Annotated in this window: 21 protein-coding genes; 14 read left to right on the forward strand and 7 right to left on the reverse strand. The window is 68.5% G+C overall.

The features are described from left to right. Window positions 1–17: 17 nt before the first annotated feature. Window positions 18–2186, reverse strand: a complete 2169-nt coding sequence (gene glgX / locus OG976_RS26100; protein WP_328355753.1) for a glycogen debranching protein GlgX — start codon at window positions 2184–2186, stop codon at window positions 18–20. Window positions 2187–2227: 41 nt separating this feature from the next. Then, window positions 2228–4372, reverse strand: a complete 2145-nt coding sequence (locus OG976_RS26105; protein ID WP_328355756.1) for an acyltransferase family protein — start codon at window positions 4370–4372, stop codon at window positions 2228–2230. 138 nt (window positions 4373–4510) lie between these two features. Between OG976_RS26105 and OG976_RS26110 the strand changes: the two genes are divergently transcribed. The 4 genes from OG976_RS26110 to OG976_RS26125 are packed head-to-tail and all read left to right on the forward strand — an operon-like array spanning window position 4511 to window position 8186. Continuing rightward, window positions 4511–5803 carry an adenosylmethionine--8-amino-7-oxononanoate transaminase gene (locus OG976_RS26110; protein ID WP_328355759.1) on the forward strand — a complete coding sequence of 431 codons (1293 nt, stop codon included), beginning with the start codon at window positions 4511–4513 and terminating at the stop codon, window positions 5801–5803. A 32-nt stretch (window positions 5804–5835) separates the two neighbouring features. Next, window positions 5836–6984: an 8-amino-7-oxononanoate synthase gene (locus tag OG976_RS26115; RefSeq protein WP_328355762.1), complete on the forward strand. Its 1149-nt coding sequence runs from the start codon at window positions 5836–5838 to the stop codon at window positions 6982–6984. Continuing rightward, entirely contained in the window at window positions 6981–7655 is a 675-nt protein-coding gene (gene bioD, locus OG976_RS26120) for a dethiobiotin synthase (protein ID WP_328355765.1), read from the forward strand. Before OG976_RS26115 ends, bioD begins: the two co-directional genes overlap by 4 nt. Before the next feature lie 6 nt (window positions 7656–7661). Beyond that, window positions 7662–8186 (forward strand): 2'-5' RNA ligase family protein, encoded by a 525-nt coding sequence (locus OG976_RS26125; RefSeq protein WP_328355768.1) that lies wholly within the window; start codon window positions 7662–7664, stop codon window positions 8184–8186. Here the strand turns inward: OG976_RS26125 and OG976_RS26130 are convergent. Beyond that, entirely contained in the window at window positions 8183–8773 is a 591-nt protein-coding gene (locus tag OG976_RS26130) for a TetR/AcrR family transcriptional regulator C-terminal domain-containing protein (RefSeq protein ID WP_328355771.1), read from the reverse strand. The genes OG976_RS26125 and OG976_RS26130 overlap by 4 nt on opposite strands. Window positions 8774–8832: 59 nt before the next feature. On the opposite strand from OG976_RS26130, the gene bioB reads away from it, so the two are divergent. Genes bioB through OG976_RS26145 form a run of 3 tightly spaced genes read left to right on the forward strand, consistent with a single transcriptional unit; the run spans window position 8833 to window position 10690 of the window. Further along, window positions 8833–9840: a biotin synthase BioB gene (gene bioB, locus OG976_RS26135; RefSeq protein WP_328355774.1), complete on the forward strand. Its 1008-nt coding sequence runs from the start codon at window positions 8833–8835 to the stop codon at window positions 9838–9840. A 5-nt stretch (window positions 9841–9845) separates the two neighbouring features. Then, on the forward strand, window positions 9846–10073 hold the full coding sequence (bsaP, locus tag OG976_RS26140; protein WP_328355777.1) for a biotin synthase auxiliary protein BsaP: 228 nt from the start codon (window positions 9846–9848) through the stop codon (window positions 10071–10073). Further along, a complete protein-coding gene (locus OG976_RS26145; RefSeq protein WP_328355780.1) occupies window positions 10070–10690 on the forward strand; it encodes a DUF2567 domain-containing protein in 621 nt (206 codons plus the stop codon). The genes bsaP and OG976_RS26145 overlap by 4 nt, the downstream gene beginning before the upstream one ends. A gap of 15 nt (window positions 10691–10705) precedes the next feature. Here the strand turns inward: OG976_RS26145 and OG976_RS26150 are convergent, their stop codons facing one another. Both OG976_RS26150 and OG976_RS26155 read right to left on the reverse strand, forming a co-directional pair. Next, window positions 10706–12037, reverse strand: coding sequence for a lipase family protein (locus tag OG976_RS26150; RefSeq protein WP_328355783.1), 1332 nt, complete (start codon window positions 12035–12037; stop codon window positions 10706–10708). Between the two features lie 44 nt (window positions 12038–12081). After that, on the reverse strand, window positions 12082–12774 hold the full coding sequence (locus OG976_RS26155; protein ID WP_328355786.1) for an NUDIX hydrolase: 693 nt from the start codon (window positions 12772–12774) through the stop codon (window positions 12082–12084). Window positions 12775–12822: 48 nt separating this feature from the next. Here OG976_RS26155 and nadA point away from each other — a divergent pair, with 48 nt between their 5' ends. The 3 genes from nadA to nadC are packed head-to-tail and all read left to right on the forward strand — an operon-like array spanning window position 12823 to window position 16288. Continuing rightward, the gene (gene nadA / locus OG976_RS26160; RefSeq protein WP_328355789.1) at window positions 12823–13872 is read left to right on the forward strand and encodes a quinolinate synthase NadA; all 1050 of its coding nucleotides are present in this window, start codon (window positions 12823–12825) and stop codon (window positions 13870–13872) included. Further along, window positions 13869–15434, forward strand: coding sequence for an L-aspartate oxidase (locus OG976_RS26165; protein WP_328355792.1), 1566 nt, complete (start codon window positions 13869–13871; stop codon window positions 15432–15434). The genes nadA and OG976_RS26165 overlap by 4 nt, the downstream gene beginning before the upstream one ends. Further along, the gene (gene nadC, locus OG976_RS26170; RefSeq protein WP_328355795.1) at window positions 15431–16288 is read left to right on the forward strand and encodes a carboxylating nicotinate-nucleotide diphosphorylase; all 858 of its coding nucleotides are present in this window, start codon (window positions 15431–15433) and stop codon (window positions 16286–16288) included. The genes OG976_RS26165 and nadC overlap by 4 nt, the downstream gene beginning before the upstream one ends. Window position 16289: 1 nt before the next feature. On the opposite strand, the gene OG976_RS26175 is transcribed toward nadC, so the two are convergent. Continuing rightward, a complete protein-coding gene (locus OG976_RS26175; protein WP_328355798.1) occupies window positions 16290–16706 on the reverse strand; it encodes a nitroreductase family deazaflavin-dependent oxidoreductase in 417 nt (138 codons plus the stop codon). 25 nt (window positions 16707–16731) lie between these two features. Beyond that, complete coding sequence (locus tag OG976_RS26180) at window positions 16732–17367, reverse strand: LysE family transporter (RefSeq protein WP_328355801.1); 636 nt, start codon at window positions 17365–17367, stop codon at window positions 16732–16734. A 78-nt stretch (window positions 17368–17445) separates the two neighbouring features. On the opposite strand from OG976_RS26180, the gene hisD reads away from it, so the two are divergent. Genes hisD through hisH form a run of 4 tightly spaced genes read left to right on the forward strand, consistent with a single transcriptional unit; the run spans window position 17446 to window position 21153 of the window. Further along, window positions 17446–18774, forward strand: coding sequence for a histidinol dehydrogenase (gene hisD / locus OG976_RS26185; protein ID WP_328355804.1), 1329 nt, complete (start codon window positions 17446–17448; stop codon window positions 18772–18774). Then, window positions 18771–19901: a histidinol-phosphate transaminase gene (locus OG976_RS26190; RefSeq protein ID WP_328355807.1), complete on the forward strand. Its 1131-nt coding sequence runs from the start codon at window positions 18771–18773 to the stop codon at window positions 19899–19901. Before hisD ends, OG976_RS26190 begins: the two co-directional genes overlap by 4 nt. Beyond that, the gene (gene hisB, locus OG976_RS26195) at window positions 19898–20536 is read left to right on the forward strand and encodes an imidazoleglycerol-phosphate dehydratase HisB (RefSeq protein WP_328355810.1); all 639 of its coding nucleotides are present in this window, start codon (window positions 19898–19900) and stop codon (window positions 20534–20536) included. Before OG976_RS26190 ends, hisB begins: the two co-directional genes overlap by 4 nt. Beyond that, complete coding sequence (gene hisH / locus OG976_RS26200) at window positions 20533–21153, forward strand: imidazole glycerol phosphate synthase subunit HisH (protein ID WP_328355813.1); 621 nt, start codon at window positions 20533–20535, stop codon at window positions 21151–21153. The genes hisB and hisH overlap by 4 nt, the downstream gene beginning before the upstream one ends.

The raw sequence follows: 21153 nt of genomic DNA on the forward strand, positions 1-21153 counted from the left end.
AGCTGTCCCTGTTCCCGCTAGGCCGTCTTTTGAAGCACGAGAACCGAACGGGGCGCGACGGTGATCGTCTCACCTGCCTTCACCACGACGTCGGTGCTGCCGGTGGCATCAGAGGTGTCCAGCACAGCTGTCCACTGAGCGGCGTAGTCGCCGTCCGGAGTGACGAAGTCGACCGGCTTGCTGTGGGCGTTGAACGACAGCAGGAAGGAATCGTCGACCACCCGTTCGCCGCGAGCGTTCGGGGCCGTGATGGCTTCACCGTTGAGGAACACCGCGACGCACTTGAAACCCGAGCCCCAGTCGTCATGGGTCATCTCGCTGCTGGCCGGGGTAAGCCACGCGATGTCGCGAACCTGATCACCGACACGGATCAGCTCACCCTCGAAGAACCGCCTGCGCCGGAACACCGGATGGTTCTTGCGCAGGGCGGTGACTTTGCGGGTGAACTCGAGCAGATCACCGTTGGTATCGCGCAGGCTCCAGTCGATCCAGGACACCGGCGAGTCCTGGCAGTAGACGTTGTTGTTGCCCAACTGAGTTCGGCCGATCTCGTCGCCGTGGGAGATCATCGGCGTGCCCTGCGAGAGCATCAGGGTGACCAGGATGTTGCGCATCTGCTGATGGCGCAGCGCCAGGATCGCCGGCTCATCCGTGGGGCCCTCCACACCGCAGTTCCATGACCGGTTGTGACTCTCGCCGTCGCGGTTGTCCTCGCCGTTGGCTTCGTTGTGCTTATCGTTGTAGGACACCAGGTCGGCCAGGGTGAAGCCGTCGTGGCAGGTGACGAAGTTGATGCTGGCGCTGGGCCGCCGGCCGGTGGCCTCGTAGAGATCCGATGACCCGGTCAGCCGGGAGGCGAACTCCCCCAGGGTGGCCGGCTCCCCGCGCCAGTAGTCGCGAACGGTGTCGCGGTACTTGCCGTTCCACTCGGTCCACAAGCCGGGGAAGTTGCCGACCTGGTAGCCACCCTCGCCGACGTCCCACGGCTCGGCGATGAGTTTGACCTGGCTGATCACCGGGTCCTGCTGGACCAGGTCGAAGAAGGCCGAGAGCCGGTCGACGTCGTAGAACTCCCGGGCCAGGGTGGATGCCAGGTCGAACCGGAAGCCGTCGACGTGCATCTCGAGCACCCAGTACCGCAGCGAGTCCATGATCAGCTGCAGGGTGTGCGGATGGCGTGCATTGAGACTGTTCCCGGTGCCGGTGAAGTCCTTGTAGAAGCGTTTGTCGTCGTCGAGCAGGCGGTAGTAGGCGGCGTTGTCGATGCCGCGGAAGTTGAGGGTCGGGCCGAGGTGATTGCCTTCGGCGGTGTGGTTGTAGACGACGTCGAGGATCACCTCGATACCGGCTTCGTGGAACGAGCGCACCATGGTCTTGAATTCCGCGACCGCCGCGCCCGCGTGTTGGGTCGCGGCGTACTGGTAGTGCGGCGCGAAGAACCCGAAGGTGTTGTAGCCCCAGTAATTTCGCAGTCCGAGGTCGAGCAATCGGTGGTCGTGCAGGAACTGGTGTACCGGCATCAGCTCGATTGCGGTGACGTTGAGTGACTTGAGGTGATCGATCACCGAGGGATGCCCCAGCCCGGCATAGGTTCCGCGCAATTCCTCCGGAACGCCCGGATGGGTTTGGGTCATCCCCTTCACATGCGCTTCGTAGATGATCGTCTCGTGGTACGGGGTACGCGGCGGATGGTCGGATCCCCAGTGGAAGAACGGGTTGATCACGACGCTGGTCATCGTGTGGCCCAGCGAATCCACCATCGGCGGGGTGCCGCCCGTGGCGAGGTCGTCGGCCGTCATGTCGTAGGAATACAGCGCCTGGGTGAACTCGAAATCGCCGTGAAACGATTTGCCGTACGGGTCCAGCAGCAGCTTGCTGGGGTCGCATCGGTGCCCGGCCGCGGGGTCCCAGGGGCCGTACACCCGGAAGCCGTAGCGCTGCCCGGGCGTGATGGTGGGCAGGTAGGCGTGCCAGACGAATCCGTCGACTTCGTCGAGATTGATGCGGTTTTCGGTGCCGTCCTTATCGATCAGGCACAGCTCGACCTTCTCGGCCACCTCGGAGAACAACGAGAAGTTTGTGCCCGCACCGTCGTAGGTGGCGCCCAACGGGTAGGCAGTACCTGGCCACACCGTGGTCACGCTCGGTGTGGGGAGAGCTGAGCCTGCTGGTTCGCTCGACGACATCTTCTGACCTTATCGGCGCCGGCGCCGCGACGCTCGGGCAGTCACCACCAGCCCGTCGCCGCACGCAATTGACGCCCCAGTTCCGGAATGAGGGTGCGCATATACGTCGCTGACAGGTGATGAGAATCGTGGTAGAGCAGCACATTTCCCTCCACCGCTCGACACCAGTCCGGCCGGCACACCGCATCGCTGAGATCGAGGACCCTCATCAGCGGGAACTGGCCGAGGAAGTCCAGTGTCTGGTTGCGGTCGGAGAGAACCTCGGAGCGCTTGATGCCGCACGACACCGCGTCGCCGCCGTTGGCCAGGCAATCCGACGGGAAGAATGGCTTTCCGTTGCGCACCATCCACGGGGTGTCGCGCATGGCGAGGATCGGAATGTTGTTGTCCGACAACGTCTGCCAGATCCCGATGTAGGTGGCCGGCATCACGTCACCCGGCTTGATGTTCCATGGCCGCGTCGAGGTGGTGAACACGTAGTCGGGGTGGTCTTGGATCAGCTTGGCCATCACCCGCTCGTTCCAGGTGTGGCACTGCGGGTAGGGCCGATTGTCGCCCATCACCAGCGGCGTCTGCTCGGTGGTCAGCGGACAGCCCATCTTGAGATAGGTCACGATCTTGAAGTGGTGCATCTTGCCCAGGACGTCGAGCGCGGTGATCCAGTGCTCGGCGTGCGAGCCACCGGCCAGCGCGATGGTGCGGGTGGCCGACTCGTCGCCATAGGTGCAGTTGATGATCCCGACGTTGTCGAAATCGCTGATACATCCGTCGTTGGTCGACTCAGGCAGGTCGTTCTGTGCTTCCAGGACCGTGGGCCGCATCGGCAGCTTGGGTACCCGGGCATGCTCGGTGAGCGCCCGGGCGCCCGGGTAGCTGTCCGACGACAGTGCGGCGAGCTCCTTGCCGCTCGCCCGCTGCACGGTGACGTGCTCACGCCAGGTGAACGACGTCGCCGTGAGCGCCACCCCGAGCAGCGCCACGGTGGTGCCCAGCGCGATCGTGGGGCGGCGCAGCCGGGTTCGCCAGGGGATCACGATGGCCTGGGGCGCGGTGGCGGCTGCCGGGCGACGGTAGCGCAGCGGCTCTTCGACGAAACGCATCGTCAGGTAGGCCAGCACGCCGGAGATGGCGAGGATCGCGGCGCCGTCGAGCAGGCCGGCGTGGCCGTCGCCGGTATAGGCCAGCCAGAAGATCAGCAGCGGCCAATGCCACAGATACAGCGAGTACGCCATGGAGCCGAGCGTCACCAGCGGTGCGGTGGCGAGCAGCCGGCTGGGGAGCGGCATCCGGTCGGCGGTCGACGGCCGGGATTGTCTGTTGGCCGCCGCCAGAATCATCAGCAGCGCCGCGCCGACGGGTACCAGCGCCCACGGTCCGGGGAACTCCTTGACGCCGTCGATCAGCGCGCCGCACGATGCGATGACGGCCAGCCCGATGCAGGCGGCCACGGTCCGCAGCCACATCGGCCATCTGACGTAGGGGACCAGGGCGCCGACGAGCGCGCCCACCAGCAACTCCCAGGCCCGGGCGAAGCTGTTGTAGTAAGCGGTGGTCTGGTTGGCCTGATGGGCGAAGATGGCAAAGACGAACGACGCGACGGTCAGGACGCTCAGCAACACGATGAACGTGGGGCGCAGCCGTTTGCCCAGCCGGCGGCGCAGAGCGTAGGCAAACAGGAAGACAAGGATCAGGAACGCGATGTAGAACTGCCCCTGAACAGACATCGACCAGATGTGCTGCAGCGGGCTGACCGCCTCACCGGCGCGCAAGTAGTTCGACGCCGTCGCCGACAGCTCCCAGTTCTGGTAGTAGCCCAGGCTGGCCAAGCTCTGATCAGCAAATGTCTCCCAGCGCGTCTCCGGTTGCACGAGGATGGTGAGCACCGCAGCCGCGGCAAGCACGACCACGAGCGCGGGGAGTAGTCGGCGCACCAGTCGTTTGATCTCCGGCCACGGCGACAGCGACGCCTCCGGTTTGAGTGCGGTCCGTAACAGCGAACCGCCGAAGAAGAATCCGGACAGCACCAGGAACACGTCGACCCCACCGGAAACCCGCCCGAACCACACGTGGAACACGGCCACGAGCGCGATCGCGACGCCACGGAGGCCGTCGAGGTCGTGCCGGTAGAAGCCGGACTGCCGGGTCCCCATGGCGGCAGTCGGCGAAGCCGGAGTGAGGGTCATCATGATCGAGGGATAATCTACCGAACCTCGCTGAACAGCTCACCTCCAGCGAACCGCCCCAGTGGGCGCCGGCCGGCGAGGAGCAAAGGCCGCCGGGAAGGCGGGCGGCGGCACCGTCGCCCTGCACTAGGCTTCCACAGCGTGTCGGCGTTGACCCCAGAGCAGATCAGCGCGATCGATGCCGCGCACATCTGGCACCCCTACAGCACCATCGGGGCCGAGGCGATGCCGCCGGTGGTTGCGGTGGCAGCCCATGGCGCCTGGCTCACTCTGGTGCGCGACGGCACCGAGATCCGTGTGCTCGACGCGATGGCGTCCTGGTGGACCGCCGTGCACGGACATGGTCACCCGGTTCTCGACGAGGCGATGCGCCGCCAGCTGGCGGTGATGAACCACGTCATGTTCGGCGGTCTCACCCATGAACCGGCCGCTCGGCTGGCGCAACTGCTCGTCGACATCACCCCGCAGGGCCTGGACACGGTGTTCTTCTCCGACTCGGGCTCGGTGGCGGTGGAGGTCGCGGCCAAGATGGCGCTGCAGTACTGGCGCAGCCTGGGCCGATTCGGCAAGAACCGAATGATGACGTGGCGCGGCGGCTACCACGGCGACACGTTTACCCCGATGAGTGTGTGTGACCCCGACGGCGGCATGCATTCACTGTGGACGGACGTGTTGTTCCCGCAACTGTTCGCCCCGCCGGTGCCCGCCGACTACGACCCGGGCTACGTCGCAGCCTTCGAGGCACAGCTTGGCGAGCATGCCGACGAGGTCGCCGCGGTCATCGTCGAGCCGGTGGTGCAGGGGGCGGGCGGTATGCGTTTCCACGACCCGCGCTACCTCACCGACCTACGGGCCATCTGCGAACGGCACAACGTCCTGCTGATCTTCGATGAGATCGCCACCGGTTTCGGGCGCACGGGGGAGTTGTTCGCCGCCGACCATGCCGGTGTCAGCCCGGACATCATGTGCGTGGGCAAGGCGCTGACGGGCGGTTACGTCACGCTGGCCGCCACGCTGTGCACGCTCGAGATCGCCCGCACCATCAGCGGCAGCGAAGCCGGGGCGCTCATGCACGGCCCGACGTTCATGGCCAACGCCCTGGCCTGTGCGGTGTCGGTGGCCTCGGTGGAGTTGCTGCTCGCCCAGGACTGGCGGGCCACGGTGGCCGAGATCAGCGCCGGCCTGGCTACGGGCCTGGAGCCGGCGCGTGCCCTGCCCGCAGTGGCTGACGTGCGGGTTCTCGGTGCCATCGGTGTCATCGAGACCCGCGAACCCGTCGACGTCACGACCGTCACCCGGGTCGCCCTGGACAACGGCGTGTGGCTGCGGCCGTTCCGCAACCTCATCTACGCGATGCCGCCGTTCGTCTGCACCCCCGGCGAGGTCGCCCAGATCACCTCGGCGATGGTCGCGGCGGCCCGTGCACTAACCTGAACGGTGTTCAATTCCTGCCCCGAGGAGTGCCCGTGACCCGCGTCGGTCTTTCACCGCTGGCCTGGCTCGACACCGTCGAGCAGCAGCGTCGGCAGGCAGGGCTGCGTCGGTCACTGCGTCGGCGGCCCGCGGTGGCATGCGAACTCGACCTGGCCTCCAACGACTACCTGGGCTTGTCCCAGCACCCTGCCGTCATCGACGGCGGCGTGGCCGCGCTGCGCACCTGGGGTGCGGGCTCGACCGGCTCCCGGCTGGTCACCGGTAACACCGAGCTGCACGAGCAGTTCGAGACCGCGCTGGCCGGTTTCGTCGGCGCCGAGGCTGCGCTGGTGTTCTCCTCCGGTTACGCCGCCAATCTCGGTGCGGTGACCGCGCTGTCGGGGCCGGGCTCGCTCGTCGTCTCCGATGCGCTCGCGCACGCCTCGCTGGTCGACGCGTGCCGCCTGTCCCGTGCGCGGGTGGCCGTCACAGCCCACAACGACGTCGAGGCCGTCGAGGCCGCTCTGGCTGGCCGCGACGAAGAACGCGCGCTGGTGATCACCGACTCGGTGTTCAGCACCGACGGCGCGCTGGCGCCTCTGCGCCGGCTGCATGAGGTGTGCCGCACCCACCGCGCCCTGCTGCTCGTCGACGAGGCGCACGGGCTGGGTGTGCGCGGTGCCGGTGGTCGCGGGCTGCTCCACGAGGCCGGCCTGGCCGGTGAGCCCGACATCGTGATGACGACGACGATGTCGAAATCGCTTGGCAGCCAAGGCGGTGTGGTGCTCGGCCCACTGGCGGTACGTGACCATCTGATTGACGCGGCCCGCACGTTCATCTTCGACACCGGGCTGACTCCGGCAGCGGTCGGCGCTGCCGCGGCCGCTCTCGACGTCCTCGTCGACGAGCCGTGGCGAGCCGAGGCCGTCGTCACCCGGGCGCGCGAACTGGCCGACATGTGTGACGTCCCCGAGGCGCCGGAATCGGCGGTGGTCTCGGTCATCCTTGGCGACCCGGAGGTTGCGGTCGCCACCGCCGCCGCGTGCCTGGACGCCGGTGTTCGCGTCGGCTGCTTCCGGCCGCCCACCGTTCCGGCGGGGACGTCACGGCTGCGGCTGACCGCGCGGGCCTCGCTGACCGACGAGGACATGGAGTTGGCCCGCCAGGTTTTCACCACGGTGTTGGGGGCGCAGCGGTCATGAGCATCGTCGTCATCACCGGAACCGGTACCGGCGTCGGCAAGACCGTCGCCACCGCCGCCCTGGCCTGTCATGCCAGGGTCACCGGCCGCGACGTGGCGGTGTGCAAACCGGTTCAGACCGGGACGGCCGGCGGTGACGACGACCTGGCCGAGATCCACCGGCTGGCCGGAGTCACCGAACTGGTCGGAGTGGCCCGGTACCCCGAGCCGCTGGCTCCGGTGGCTGCTGCTGAACGCGCCGGCCTGCCGCTTCCGTCGAGTGCCGATCTGCTGACCGCCATCCGCGCTCTGGATCGCCCCGGCCGGCTGACGCTCGTCGAGGGCGCCGGCGGGTTGCTGGTCGAACTGGCGCACGGTGGCGTGACGCTGCGCGATCTGGCGGTTGAGCTCGGCGCGCCGGTCCTCATCGTCACCGAGGCCGGGCTGGGCACGCTCAACAACACCGCCCTGAACCTGGAAGCGCTTGGCAGCAAAGGCCTTTCGACTGCCGGGCTGGTGATCGGCGCGTGGCCGGCGCAGCCGGGCGCTGCCGAGAAGTCCAATCGCGACGCGCTGGCCCAGATGGCGCCCGTGCGCGCGGCGCTGCCCGCCGGCGCGTCGACCTTGTCGCCCAAGGACTTCGAATTGTTGAGCGCCAGGGCGTTCGACCCGAACTGGTTCGCCGGTCTGTAGAACCCGGTGGCGCACTCGATCGAGTTGCTGCTCGATGATCGCAGCGATGCGGCGATCAGGAAGCTGTGGCAGGCGCTCGACGACGCGGCACTGCCTAGCCAGGTGCGGGTGAAGTCGGCCACCAACCGGCCGCACATCACCGTGCTGGCGGCCGACCGGATCTCCCCGGATGTCGACTCCGCGTTGGTGCAACTGGCGCCGCGTATCCCACTACCCGTCCTGGTGGGTGCGCCGCTGGTCTTCGGCGGCGGACGACTCGTGCTGGCCCGGTTGATCGTCGCCTCGGCGGAGCTGCTGGAACTGCACCGCGAGGTCTACGACATCTGCCTGCCGCATCTGCCGGGCGACCCGTACGGTCACACCGCACCGGGGCAGTGGACCCCGCACGCCACCCTGGGACGCCGGCTGACCGCGGCGCAGCTCGGCAGTGCGTTCGAGGTGATCGAGGGTTTGTCCGGCGACATCGCGGCGAGCGCAGTCGGGTTGCGCCGATGGGACGGCGACCAGCGTGTCGAGCGCGTGCTGATCTAGCTGACGTCGGTAGTGCTCATCCGCTGGGCGGCCAGGCCGTCGGTGAGCAGCCGGAGGCCGAACGCGAACCCCCCGGACGGATCGGCGGTCAGGACCGACTGCCCTTCCGGGAGTGCGCCTGCCGCATCCCATTGCAACCGGGACTGCTCGTCGGCTGTGGCGCCCAGCACGTAGTGCAGCACGGTGCGCGCGGCCTGCACCCGGTGGCCGCCGTCGACCCCGGCTTCGCCGGCGGCCTCGGCCAGCACGCCCAGGATGTGGTCCACGGCCCGGGACTGGCCGGCCGCGAAACTGGCCGACACCAGCTCGGCGCCGTCGGTGTGCGACAGCAGGGCATCGCGCAGTGCGCGGCACACCACTTCGATGCGCTCGCGCCAGTCGGCGGCGGCAAGGTCTGCGCACGCCGGTGTGAGCACCTGGTCGGCCACCGCGCCGAGAAGTTCCTGCTTGTTGGCGAAATGCCAGTACAGCGCGCCGGGTGTCACGTCGAGCTCGCGGGCCAGCCGGCGCATCGTGAGGTCGGCGATCCCGTAGTTGTCGAGGATGGTGGCGGCCTTGGCCACCACGTCGCGTTTGTGCAGCTGCACGCGTCTAGCCTAGCCTGAACACTGTTCAAGTTCGACAGACGTAGGCAAAAGGAGCGCCGGTGACCCAGGCAGCTGTGGACGTATTGGCATCGGCCCGTGAACAGGTGCTCGAGCGCGGTGAGGGCCTGACCCAGGAGCAGATCCTCGAAGTCCTGCAACTGCCCGACGACCACCTCGAGGAACTGCTCGCGCTGGCCCACGAGGTCCGGATGCGCTGGTGCGGCCCGGAGGTCGAGGTCGAGGGCATCATCAGCCTGAAAACCGGTGGCTGCCCAGAGGATTGCCACTTCTGTTCGCAGTCGGGTCTGTTCGCCTCGCCGGTGCGCAGCGCCTGGCTGGACATCCCCAGCCTGGTCGAGGCGGCCAAGCAGACCGCGAAGACCGGCGCCACCGAGTTCTGCATCGTCGCGGCCGTCCGCGGGCCCGACGAGCGGCTGATGGCTCAGGTGGCCGCCGGCATCGAGGCGATCCGCAACGAGGTCGAGATCCAGGTCGCGTGCTCGCTGGGCATGCTCAACCAGGAGCAGGTGGACCGCCTCGCCGAGATGGGCGTGCACCGCTACAACCACAACCTGGAGACCGCGAAGTCGTTCTTCCCCAACGTGGTGACCACCCACACCTGGGAGGAGCGCTGGCAGACGCTGGAGATGGTGCGTGACGCCGGCATGGAGGTCTGCTGCGGCGGCATCCTGGGCATGGGGGAGACGCTGGAGCAGCGCGCCGAGTTCGCCGCCAATCTCGCCGAACTCGATCCGCACGAGGTGCCGCTGAACTTCCTCAACCCGCGTCCGGGCACCCCGTTCGGGGACCTGGAGGTGCTGCCCGCCGCCGAGGCACTCAAGGCGGTCGCCGCCTTCCGGCTGGCATTGCCGCGCACGATGCTGCGCTTCGCCGGAGGCCGCGAGATCACCCTCGGTGACCTGGGGGCCAAGCAGGGCATCCTGGGCGGCGTCAACGCCGTGATCGTCGGCAACTACCTGACCACGCTGGGCCGGCCCGCCGAGGCCGACCTGGAGTTGCTCAACGATCTGCAGATGCCGATCAAGGCACTGAACGCCAGCCTGTAGTGGTCATGGTCGAAGAGCTGCCCGTACCGGTCGGTGCCGGCGTCTACAACGTCTATACCGGGGCACCGGCGGGCAGCGCGGTGCCCACGGCGGCCCAGCTGGGACTCGAGCCGCCCCGCTTCTGCGCCGAGTGTGGACGCCGCATGGTGGTGCAGGTCCGCCCCGACGGCTGGTGGGCCAAGTGCTCGCGGCACGGCCAGGTGGATTCCAAGGATCTCGAGGGGCAGCGATGAGCGAAGAGCATCAGGCCCCGATGGGCCCGCGCTACTCGCGCCGGTCGGCGGCGCTCATCGTCGTCGTCGGTCTGGCACTGTCCGGCGCGCTGGTCGGTGCGTTCTGGGCCTGGCTGGCTCCGCCTGCCCACGGCGTGGTGGCGCTCACCCGCTCGGGCCAGCGCATCCAGACTTATATCGGCAGCGAGTCCGACCATCTGTTCGTCGCGGCCGCGATGCTCGTCGGGATGCTCACGCCGCTGGCCATCATCGGCGCCGTCCTGGTCTGGCAGTGGCGCGCACATCGTGGCCCGGTGCTGGTGTCGGCGTTGTGGATCGGTTCGGTCGCCGGTGCGGCTGCGGCCGCGGGAGTCGGTGCGGCACTGGTGCATTGGCGTTACGGCGCCGTTCCATTCGAGACCGCCCCGGTGACTCCGGAGAACCGCATCTACTACTTCACCGAAGCTCCGCCGGTGTTCTTCGCGCACGGGCCGCTTCAGATTGCGACCACGCTGTTGTTCCCGGCTGCGATCGCCGCCCTGGCCTACGCGTTGATGGCGGTGGCCACTCCGCGTGACGATCTCGGGGCATGGCCCGAAGAGGAATTCCCGCCGCTGCCGGTCGCCGCTGCGCCGTAGCCGCCGGCCCGCAACTTACAGCGGACGGAACGGCACTCGGCCACCCGACATCACCCGGGCCACGATGCCGCCGAGGCGCCACATCCCGGCGTAGGTCATCGGGTTCAGCAATGTCGGCCAGTGCGTGCGGATGATGTGGGCATCCAGTGGGCGCTCGGCGAAGCGATCGGTGAGCCAGCGCAACGTCATCGGCGCGGACATCGGGTGCAGCAGCATGTGCTCGCTGAACATGTCGCGGTGGTAGGTCACCTGCGCGCCACCCGCGTAGTAGGTCTGCGCGAGATCGTCGATGTCCTCGACGGCGATCACCGAATCGTGCACCGCCTGCACTATGAGCACCGGCAGACTCGGCGCGGTCCCGCCCAGCCTGATGCTCTCGAACACGTCCTGGACCTCAGGCATCTCCAGCACCTCGGCCAGCGGCGGGTGCACCATGTCGTCCATGTCTTTCCTGAAGAACCGGATGACGGCCTCCAGTGTGGTCATGTGATCCAGGCTGGCCAGCTGTGCGCGGCCGTCCTCGGTGGCGTGCTCCTCGATCACTCGGTTGAGGTCGGGGAACGTCTTGGCCAGGGCGGCGACAACGAGGGCGGGCAACGCCGCCAGGTAGGAGCCGTTGAGTCTGCGGAAGGTGTTGCCCAGGTCGCCGACCGGTGAGCCCAGCACCGCACCGACCACGTTGAGTTCGGGGGCGTACTCGGCGTGCACCTCGGCAGCCCATGCGGTGGCAAGCCCACCGCCGGAATACCCCCACAGGCCGACCCGGCTGTCCTTGGCCAGTCCGAAGCGCTCGAAGTTCAGGGTGGCGCGCAATCCGTCGAGCACCCGGTAGCCGGGCTCGTGCGGAGCTCCCCACATGCCGTCAGGGCCCTCATGGTCGGGGACCGAGACCACCCAGCCCTCGGCCAGCGCGGCCGCTACCAACAGGTATTCCAGCTGGGCCAGGGAGCCGACGGCCTTGGCGCGCCGCCGCATCGCGTACGACGGGAAGCACCGTGCGGAGACCGCGTCGATAGCGCACTGGTAGGACACCACATGGCGGGGTTGCGCGGGCGAATGCCCGGCGGGCACCAGCACGGTCGTGACCGCCGCCTGGGGTGTGTCGTACATGTCGCTGGAGCGATAGAGCAGCTGGGTGGCCTTCACGCGCTGCGGGATCACCCCGAGGAACCCGAGTTCGATATCGCGGGAGCGCAGCACCGTTCCTGGCGCGGCGTGTTCGAATCCGGCGGGCGGGGCGTAGAACGGGTCGTCGCCGGGCAGCGCAGGGCGGCCACCACGCACGAGCTCCTCGTGCGGTGCGCGGCCGATCCATTCGGGGCTCACGGCCCCGGCGGCAACAGTCATCGCAAACCTTCTTACCTTAAGAAGGGTCTAAGAATCCAGTCGACTCACCCGGGCGGACGCAACGCAGCGAACTCGTCGGTGACCCGCAACCGGGAGTCGGTGAAGCGATAGAGCGCCGCCGGCCGCCCGCCACTGCGACCCGGGTGGGCGGTGGTACCGGTCGGGGTGATCACCCCGCGCCTAGCCAGCACCCGCTGCAGGTTGGTTGCGTCGACCTGGTACCCGAGTGCGGCCCCGTAGATGTCGCGCAGCGTCGATAGGGCGAATTCCCTTGGTGCAAGGGCGAATCCGATGTTGGTGTAGGACAGCTTGGCAACCAGCCGGGCCTGGGCGTAGGCCACCATCGGCCCGTGGTCGAACGCCATGGGCGGCAGTGCGTTCACCGGATGCCAGCGGGTGTCCGACGGGAGTTCGGGGGTCGCGGGGGAGGGCACCAGCCCGAGGAATGTGGAGGCGATCGTGCGTACACCGGGGACTCGGCTCGGGTCGGAGAAAACCGCCAGCTGTTCCAAGTGGGCGATCTCACGCACGTCGACCTTCTCGGCAAGCTGTCGGCGGACCGAGGCGGTCAGGTCTTCGTCCGCTCGCAACCGTCCGCCCGGCAAAGCCCATTTGCCGCGCTCAGGCTGTAGGGCGCGCTGCCATAACAGCACGTTGAGAGTGGGTTTCCGGGAGGCGACATCGCCAACCTGGAATACAACGGCGAGCACCTCGTGTTCAGTGCTAGTATGACCCATGTTTTCGATTATAAGTCGAAAACCCCGGACACCAGACAGGAGGCGGCTATGACCGTCCTGGATCGTGCGGATTCGGCCCCCGGTGGACTGGCCGCACACATCACCGACGGACCCGGCGGATACTCCGGCGTGATCGGTGACGAGGAGTGGGCGGCCGAGGTCCGCCGCCTTGCCACCCTGCGGGGCGCGACCATCCTGGCGCACAATTACCAGCTGCCTGCCATCCAGGACGTTGCCGATCACGTCGGCGACTCGCTGGCGTTGTCCCGGATCGCGGCCGCCGCCCCCGAGGACACCATCGTCTTCTGCGGCGTGCACTTCATGGCCGAGACGGCGAAGATCCTCAGCCCGGACAAGACGGTGCTGATCCCCGATCAGCGGGCAGGCTGCTCGCTGGCGGACTCGATCACCGCCGACGATCTGCGGGCGTGGAAGAACGAATACCCTGACGCCGTGGTGGTGTCCTACGTCAACACCACGGCGGCGGTGAAGGCGCTGACGGACATCTGCTGCACCTCGTCCAACGCCGTCGAGGTGGTGAACTCCATCCCGGCCGACCGCGAGGTGCTGTTCTGCCCGGATCAGTTCCTCGGCGCGCATGTCCGCCGGATGACCGGCCGGGAGAACCTGCAGATCTGGGCCGGCGAGTGCCACGTCCATGCCGGCATCAACGGCGATGAACTGGCCGCGCAGGCCCGTAGTCATCCCGACGCCGAGCTCTACGTGCATCCGGAGTGCGGCTGCGCCACCTCGGCGCTGTACCTCGCCGGCGAGGGCGCCTTCCCGGCCGACCGGGTCAAGATCCTGTCCACCGGCGGCATGCTGGATGCTGCGAAGTCCTCGGATGCCAAGCAGGTTCTGGTGGCCACCGAGGTCGGCATGTTGCACCAGTTGCGCCGTGCCGCACCGGGTATCGACTTCCAAGCGGTCAACGACCGCGCATCGTGCAAGTACATGAAGATGATCACGCCCGCCGCCGTGCTGCGCTGCCTGGTCGAGGTCGCCGACGAGGTCGATGTCGATCCCGAAACCGCCCGACTGGCCCGCGCCAGCGTGCAGCGGATGATCGAGATCGGCCAGCCTGGCGGCGGAGAATGACACGCCAGTTCGGCTGCGGCGCAAGCACTGCGGGCGTGGACTGGCAGCAGCGTGCCGATGTGGTGGTGATCGGCACCGGCGTCGCAGGATTGGCAGCGGCCCTGGCCGCGCACCGAAGAGGCAGTCGCACCGTCATTTTGAGCAAGGCTGACGACACGGCGACGTTCCATGCCCAGGGCGGCATCGCGGTCGTGTTGCCGCACACCGACGACTCCGTCGACGCCCACGTGCGGGATACCCTGTCAGCCGGTGCCGGCCTGTGCGATCCGGATGCGGTGCGCTCCATCGTCGCCGACGGCTACGCGGCAGTCGCCGACCTGGTCGACGACGGTGCCCGGTTCGACGAGAGTGCACCGGGCCAGTGGGCGCTCACCCGGGAGGGCGGGCACTCGGTCCGCCGGATCATCCATGCCGGCGGCGACGCAACCGGCGCCGAGGTGCAGCGCGCGCTCAACCACGCGGCCGCCACCTTGGACATCCGGCGTAACCATGTGGCGCTGGAGATCCTCCACGACGGCACGGCCGTCACCGGTGTGCTGGTGCGCAACCCCGATGGGCTCGGTGTGGTCCATGCCCCGTCGGTCATCTTGGCCACCGGCGGCGCGGGGCATCTCTACAGCGCCACAACCAATCCCGAAGGATCCACCGGCGACGGAATCGCGCTGGCGTTGTGGGCCGGTGTCGGGGTCAGTGACGTCGAGTTCATCCAGTTCCATCCCACGATGCTCTTTGCCCGTGACGCCGGCGGCCGCAGGCCGCTGATCACCGAGGCGTTGCGGGGCGAGGGTGCGGTGCTGCGGGACGCCAGGGGTGAATCGGTGACCGCCGGCGTACACCCGATGGGCGACCTGGCCCCGCGCGACGTGGTGGCAGCCGCCATCGAGGCGCGGCTGCGGGACACCGGCGACGAGTGCGTGTTCCTCGACGCACGGTCCATCGACCATTTCGAGCGGCGCTTCCCGACGGTGACCGCGGCCTGCCACGCAGCGGGTATCGACCCGACGACACAACCGATTCCGGTTGTGCCCGGTGCCCACTACAGCTGCGGCGGGGTCAGCACCGACGTGTACGGCCGCACCGAGTTGCCCGGGCTCTTCGCCGCCGGCGAGGTGGCCCGCACCGGAATGCACGGGGCGAACCGGTTGGCGTCCAACAGCCTGCTCGAGGGTCTGGTCGTGGGCGGCCGCGCCGGTCGGGCGGCCGCCGGACACGCGGCAACCGCCGCCGTCTCACTGGCTAAATATGAACCGATGCAACGGGATTCGCTGGATCGAAGGCTGCTCCAGTCGGCGATGACGCGCTACGCCTCGGTCGACCGCGACGCCCACGGTCTCGGCGAACTCGCCGACACGCTGGCCCGGGCGACACCGCGGCCGCTCAGCAGTCGCGCCGATTTCGAGGACGTCGCACTGACGGCCACCGCCCGGATCGTGGCCGCCGCCGCGCTGGCGCGCACCGAAACCCGCGGCTGCCACCACCGCGGTGACTACCCACAGACCGACCCGGCGCAGGCCTACAGCCGCATCCTGCATGCCGAACCGGCCGCCGCCTGCCTGCCATGACCCTCACTGCAGACGAACTAGCCGAAGCGCTGGTCACGATCCGCCGCGGCCTCGACGAAGACCTGCGCTACGGCCCCGACGTCACCACCCTTGCCACCGTGCCCGAAGACGCCGAAACGCTGGCCGCACTGGTCACCAGGGAGCCGGGCGTCGCCGCAGGCGTCGACGTGGCACTGCTGGTGCTCGACGAGGTCCTCGGCCCAGACGGTTACCGCGTGGTGGACCGGGTCGCCGACGGCACCCGACTGGAGGCCGGAGCGGCACTGCTGCGGGTCCAGGCGCCGACGCGCGGCCTGCTGACCGCCGAACGCACCCTGCTCAACCTGGTCTGTCACCTGTCCGGGATCGCCACGGCCACCGCGGCGTGGGTGGATGCCGTCGAGGGCACCGCAGCCAAGATCCGGGACACCCGCAAGACGCTGCCGGGTCTGCGCGCCCTGCAGAAGTACGCGGTGCGCGTGGGCGGCGGGGTGAACCACCGCATGGGGCTCGGCGATGCCGCCCTGATCAAGGACAACCACGTGGCCGCCGCCGGCTCGGTGGTCGCGGCACTGCGCGCGGTCCGGGCAGCCGCCCCGGATCTACCGTGCGAGGTCGAGGTCGACACCCTCGAACAGCTCGACGAGGTCCTCGCCGAGGACGTTCAGTTGATCCTGCTGGATAACTTCCCGGTGTGGCAGACCCAGATCGCGGTCCAGCGCCGCGACGCGCGAGCACCCGGCGTGCTGCTCGAGTCCTCAGGCGGGCTGAGTCTGGACTCGGCCGCCGAGTACGCCGGGACAGGTGTCGACTACCTGGCGGTGGGCGCGCTGACCCACTCGGTGCGGGTGCTCGACGTCGGCCTCGACCTCTGAGCTATCCGGCGATGTCGGCGACGAAGGCACCCACACCGCGCCGCAGACCCGACTGCGCCACCCGCGGCAGGTTCGGGTCGTCGGTGCCCGCGGGCAGCACCCGCGGATTGACCAGGTGCAGGTCTTTGCCCTTGAAGTGGATGTCGGCCTCGCCGGCCGCCAGGATGTTCTTCACCCAGTTGGTCTTGCCGTGGGCCAGCAGTACCGCCAGCGTGGCGCCCTTGCGGTAGGGCGTGACGACCGTCTCGTAGACGGTCCCGGACGTGCGCCCGCGATGGGAGATGACAGCCATCCCCGGCAGATACTTCGCGATCGGACGGACCGCCGGGTTGAAGTACTTGATCTGGAAGTTCTCGAACCAGACCGGGAACTTCATCGGCACACCGGGGGCATTGTTCGGATGATCCTTGGTCGACATGCGCCCCATCTTGCCCCCTGCCGTCTCAGGCCGTCGCACCGCGGCGCACCAGCGAGAGCACCACGGCGGCGGTGGCGAACAAGCCGGAGAAGGTGCGGTTCATGATCGTCTGCTGGCGCGGCGTGCGCAGCCAGGCCAGCAGCCGGACCGAAAGTCCGGTGTAGGCGCCCATCACTACCAGGTCGACGACGACCATCGTCGCTGCGATCGTCAGATACTGAGGCAGCAGCGGTGCGGTCGGCACCACGAACTGCGGCAGCACCGCGAGCAGGAACACCAGGCCCTTCGGGTTGGTCACATTCACCAGAAATCCGCGCATGAGCAGGGCGAATCGGCTGCTGTCGACGCTGGCGGTGAGTTGCTCGCCGAGGTCACCGGGGCGGGTACGCCATTGCCGAACAGCCAGGTAGATCAGGTACAGCACGCCGATCCACTTGATGACGGTGAACGCGACCACCGACTTGGCCACGGCCGCGCCCAGGCCGACGGCAACCGCCGCGAGCTGCAGCATCAGCCCGATTTCGAGGCCGGTGATGCTCCAGTAACCGCGGCGCAGCCCGTGGCTCAGACCGGTGGACATGGACTGGATCGCACCGGCGCCGGGGGAGACGCTGATCGCGATCGAGGCGCCCACGAACGCCAGCCACAGGTCCCATTGCATTACCGCAGTATCCGGCTCGGCCCCGCCCGCGCCCAATCGATTTTTAATCGGGTGCACCGATACGGGACAATTGCAGTAATGACCAGCTTCGAGATGTCCCGGATCGACCTGCGCGGCCGAAATCTCACCGCCGCCCAGTTGCGCACCGCGCTGCCGCGCGGCGGCGTGGACGTCGACTCCGTGGTGCCCACGGTGCGTCCCATCGTCGATGACGTGGTTGCCCGCGGTGCTGTCGCGGCCCTTGAATACGGCGAGAAGTTCGACGGTGTGCGACCCGATACCGTGCGCGTGCCCGCCTCCGCGCTGGCCGGGGCGCTCGCCGAGCTGGACCCCGCGGTGCGCGCCGCGCTGGAGGTGGCGATCGAGCGCACCCGCGCCGTCCACGCCGACCAACGCCGGACCGACATCACGACGTTGTTCGACTCCGGTGCCGCCGTGACCGAGCGCTGGGTCCCAGTCGAGCGGGTCGGTCTCTACGTGCCCGGCGGCAACGCCGTGTATCCGTCGAGCGTCGTGATGAACGTGGTCCCCGCGCAGGCGGCCGGCGTCGAGTCGCTCGTGGTGGCCAGCCCGCCGCAGGCTCAGTTCGGCGGATTGCCGCACCCGACGATCCTGGCCGCCGCAGCCCTGCTCGGCGTCGACGAGGTGTGGGCCGTGGGCGGGGCACAGTCGGTGGCGCTGCTCGCGTTCGGCGGCACCGACACCGACGGCGCTGAGCTGGCCCCGGTGGACATGATCACCGGCCCGGGCAACATCTACGTCACCGCGGCCAAGCGGATCTGCCGCTCCCAGGTCGGTATCGACGCCGAGGCGGGCCCTACCGAGATCGCGATCCTGGCCGACCACACCGCCGACCCGGTGCACGTCGCCGCCGACCTGATCAGCCAGGCCGAGCACGACGTGATGGCAGCCAGCGTGCTGGTGACCGACAGCGTCGAACTGGCTGATGCCACCGATGCCCAACTGGCCACCCAGCTGGAGACGACGGTGCACCGCGAGCGGGTCACCGAGGCGCTGTCCGGCAAGCAGTCGGCCATCGTGCTGGTCGACGACGTCGACACCGGTGTGCGGGTCGTGAATGCCTATGCCGCAGAACATCTCGAGATTCAGACCGTCGACGCCGCCGAGGTGGCGGGCCGGATCCGGGCGGCGGGTGCGATCTTCGTCGGGCCGTGGTCGCCGGTCAGCCTGGGTGACTACTGCGCGGGCTCCAACCATGTGCTGCCCACCGCGGGCTGCGCACGGCATTCCAGCGGTCTGTCGGTGCAGACGTTCCTGCGCGGGATCCACGTCGTCGACTACACCGAGGCCGCACTCAAGGACGTCGCCGGCCACGTCATCACCCTGGCCAAGGCCGAGGACCTGCCCGCGCACGGCGAAGCCGTGCGCCGGAGGTTCGAAGCATGACCCCGGGCAGCAAGGTGACGCTGGCCGACCTGCCGCTGCGCGACGACCTGCGTGGCAAGTCGCCCTACGGTGCACCGCAACTCGACGTTCCGGTGCGGCTGAACACCAACGAGAATCCGCACCCGCCGAGCCGGGCGCTCATCGACGACGTCGCGCGTTCGGTCGAGGCGGCGGCTGCCGACCTGCACCGCTATCCAGACCGCGACGCCGTCGAACTGCGCAACGATCTGGCCGCCTATCTGCGCAAGCAGACCGGCGTCACTGTCGGCACCGAAAATGTCTGGGCGGCAAACGGATCCAACGAAATACTGCTGCAACTGCTGCAGGCCTTCGGCGGGCCGGGCCGCAGCGCGATCGGGTTCGTGCCGTCCTACTCGATGCACCCGATCATCTCGGGCGGCACCCAGACCGAGTGGATCGAGTCGGTGCGGGCCGCCGACTTCAGCCTCGACGTCGCCGCCGCGGTTGCCGCCATAACCGAGCGTCGGCCCGACGTGGTGTTCGTCGCCAGCCCGAACAACCCGTCCGGGCAGAGCATCCCGCTCGAGGATCTTCGGCGACTGCTGGACGTCATGACGAACGGCATTCTGATCGTCGATGAGGCCTACGGTGAGTTTTCCAGCCAGCCGAGCGCGATCGAGTTGATCGACGAGTACCCCGCCCGCCTGATCGTGTCGCGCACCATGAGCAAGGCGTTCGCCTTCGCCGGGGGCCGGCTCGGGTATCTGGTTGCGGCGCCGGCGATCATCGACGCGGTGCTGCTGGTGCGCCTGCCCTACCATCTGTCGGTGCTCACCCAGGTCGCCGCTCGCGCGGCCCTGCGCCACGCCGACGACACCCTGGGCAGCGTCGCCGAACTCATCGCCGAGCGGGAACGGGTCAGTGCCGCACTCGAGCAGCTGGGCTTTCGTGTCATCCCCAGCGATGCCAACTTCGTGCTGTTCGGCGAGTTCGCGGACGCGGCGGTCGCCTGGCAGCAGTACCTGGAAGACGGCGTCCTCATCCGCGACGTCCGGATACCCGGATATCTGCGCACCACAATCGGATTGGCCGACGAGAACGACGCCTTCCTGGCCGCCAGTGCCCGGCTGGCCGCCTCCCAACCGGCTCACTTAGGAGCGAGATGACCACGGTGTCCAACTCGACGGCCACGCCCACGCGCCGGGCCAAGGTCGAACGCAAGACCAAGGAGTCCGACATCGTCGTCGAACTCGACCTGGACGGCACCGGCGACGTCCGCATCGACACCGGTGTGCCGTTCTTCGACCACATGCTGACCTCGCTGGGTACCCACGCCAGCTTCGACCTGACCGTGACCGCCCGCGGTGATGTCGATATCGAGGGGCACCACACCATCGAGGACACCGCGATCGTGCTGGGCACCGCGCTGGGGCAGGCCCTCGGTGACAAGAAGGGCATCCGCCGCTTCGGTGACGCATTCATCCCGATGGACGAAACCCTGGCCCATGCCGCCGTAGATCTCTCGGGCCGGCCGTATTTCGTGCACACCGGCGAGCCGGAGTTCATGGTCGAGTTCACCATTGCCGGCTCCAGCGTGCCGTATCACACCGTGGTCAACCGGCACGTGTTCGAGTCGATCGCCTTCAATGCCCGCATCGCGCTGCACGTGCGCACGCTCTACGGCCGGGACCCGCACCACATCACCGAGGCGCAGTACAAGGCGGTGGCGCGTGCTCTGCGCCAGGCCGTCGAGCCCGATCCCCGGGTGGCCGGCGTGCCGTCCACCAAAGGCGCCCTGTGACAGCAAAATCCGTGGTGGTGCTCGACTACGGCTCGGGCAATCTGCGTTCAGCGCAGCGCGCGCTGGAGCGCGTCGGCGCCGACGTCGAGGTCACTTCCGATGCGCGCCGTGCGCAGGAGGCCGACGGTCTGGTGGTTCCCGGCGTCGGGGCTTACGAAGCCTGCATGACCGGTCTGCGCGGCATCGGCGGTGAACGCATCATCGCCGACCGGGTGGCCGCGGGGCGGCCGGTGCTCGGGGTGTGCGTGGGCATGCAGATCCTGTTCGCCCGCGGCGTGGAGTTCGGTGTGGAGTCGGTCGGCTGTGGGCAGTGGCCGGGTTCGGTCACCCGTCTGGATGCGCCGGTGATCCCGCACATGGGCTGGAACGTGGTCGAGGCGGCGCCGGGCAGCGCGCTGTTCAAGGGCATCGACACCGACACCCGGTTCTACTTCGTGCACTCCTACGCGGCGCAGAAGTGGGAGGGTGCGCCCGGCGCGCTGCTGACGTGGGCGAGCCACCATGTGCGCTTCCTGGCCGCGGTCGAAGACGGTCCGTTGTCGGCCACACAGTTTCATCCGGAGAAGAGCGGCGACGCCGGTGCGGCGCTGCTCGCCAATTGGGTTGAGGGGCTATAA

Source organism: Mycobacterium sp. NBC_00419 (genome assembly GCF_036023875.1).
GTDB lineage: Bacteria > Actinomycetota > Actinomycetes > Mycobacteriales > Mycobacteriaceae > Mycobacterium.

Bases quoted from the DNA above. Each gene is read 5' to 3' on its own strand.
- nadC (WP_328355795.1), top strand. From the start codon at position 15,431: ATGACCCTCACTGCAGACGAACTAGCCGAAGCGCTGGTCACGATCCGC.
- OG976_RS26175 (WP_328355798.1), bottom strand. From the start codon at position 16,706: ATGTCGACCAAGGATCATCCGAACAATGCCCCCGGTGTGCCGATGAAG.
- hisB (WP_328355810.1), top strand. From the start codon at position 19,898: ATGACCACGGTGTCCAACTCGACGGCCACGCCCACGCGCCGGGCCAAG.
- OG976_RS26165 (WP_328355792.1), top strand. From the start codon at position 13,869: ATGACACGCCAGTTCGGCTGCGGCGCAAGCACTGCGGGCGTGGACTGG.
- glgX (WP_328355753.1), bottom strand. From the start codon at position 2,186: ATGTCGTCGAGCGAACCAGCAGGCTCAGCTCTCCCCACACCGAGCGTG.
- hisD (WP_328355804.1), top strand. From the start codon at position 17,446: ATGACCAGCTTCGAGATGTCCCGGATCGACCTGCGCGGCCGAAATCTC.
- nadA (WP_328355789.1), top strand. From the start codon at position 12,823: ATGACCGTCCTGGATCGTGCGGATTCGGCCCCCGGTGGACTGGCCGCA.
- OG976_RS26155 (WP_328355786.1), bottom strand. From the start codon at position 12,774: ATGGGTCATACTAGCACTGAACACGAGGTGCTCGCCGTTGTATTCCAG.
- bioD (WP_328355765.1), top strand. From the start codon at position 6,981: ATGAGCATCGTCGTCATCACCGGAACCGGTACCGGCGTCGGCAAGACC.
- OG976_RS26105 (WP_328355756.1), bottom strand. From the start codon at position 4,372: ATGATGACCCTCACTCCGGCTTCGCCGACTGCCGCCATGGGGACCCGG.
- OG976_RS26190 (WP_328355807.1), top strand. From the start codon at position 18,771: ATGACCCCGGGCAGCAAGGTGACGCTGGCCGACCTGCCGCTGCGCGAC.
- OG976_RS26180 (WP_328355801.1), bottom strand. From the start codon at position 17,367: ATGCAATGGGACCTGTGGCTGGCGTTCGTGGGCGCCTCGATCGCGATC.
- bsaP (WP_328355777.1), top strand. From the start codon at position 9,846: ATGGTCGAAGAGCTGCCCGTACCGGTCGGTGCCGGCGTCTACAACGTC.
- OG976_RS26150 (WP_328355783.1), bottom strand. From the start codon at position 12,037: ATGACTGTTGCCGCCGGGGCCGTGAGCCCCGAATGGATCGGCCGCGCA.
- OG976_RS26145 (WP_328355780.1), top strand. From the start codon at position 10,070: ATGAGCGAAGAGCATCAGGCCCCGATGGGCCCGCGCTACTCGCGCCGG.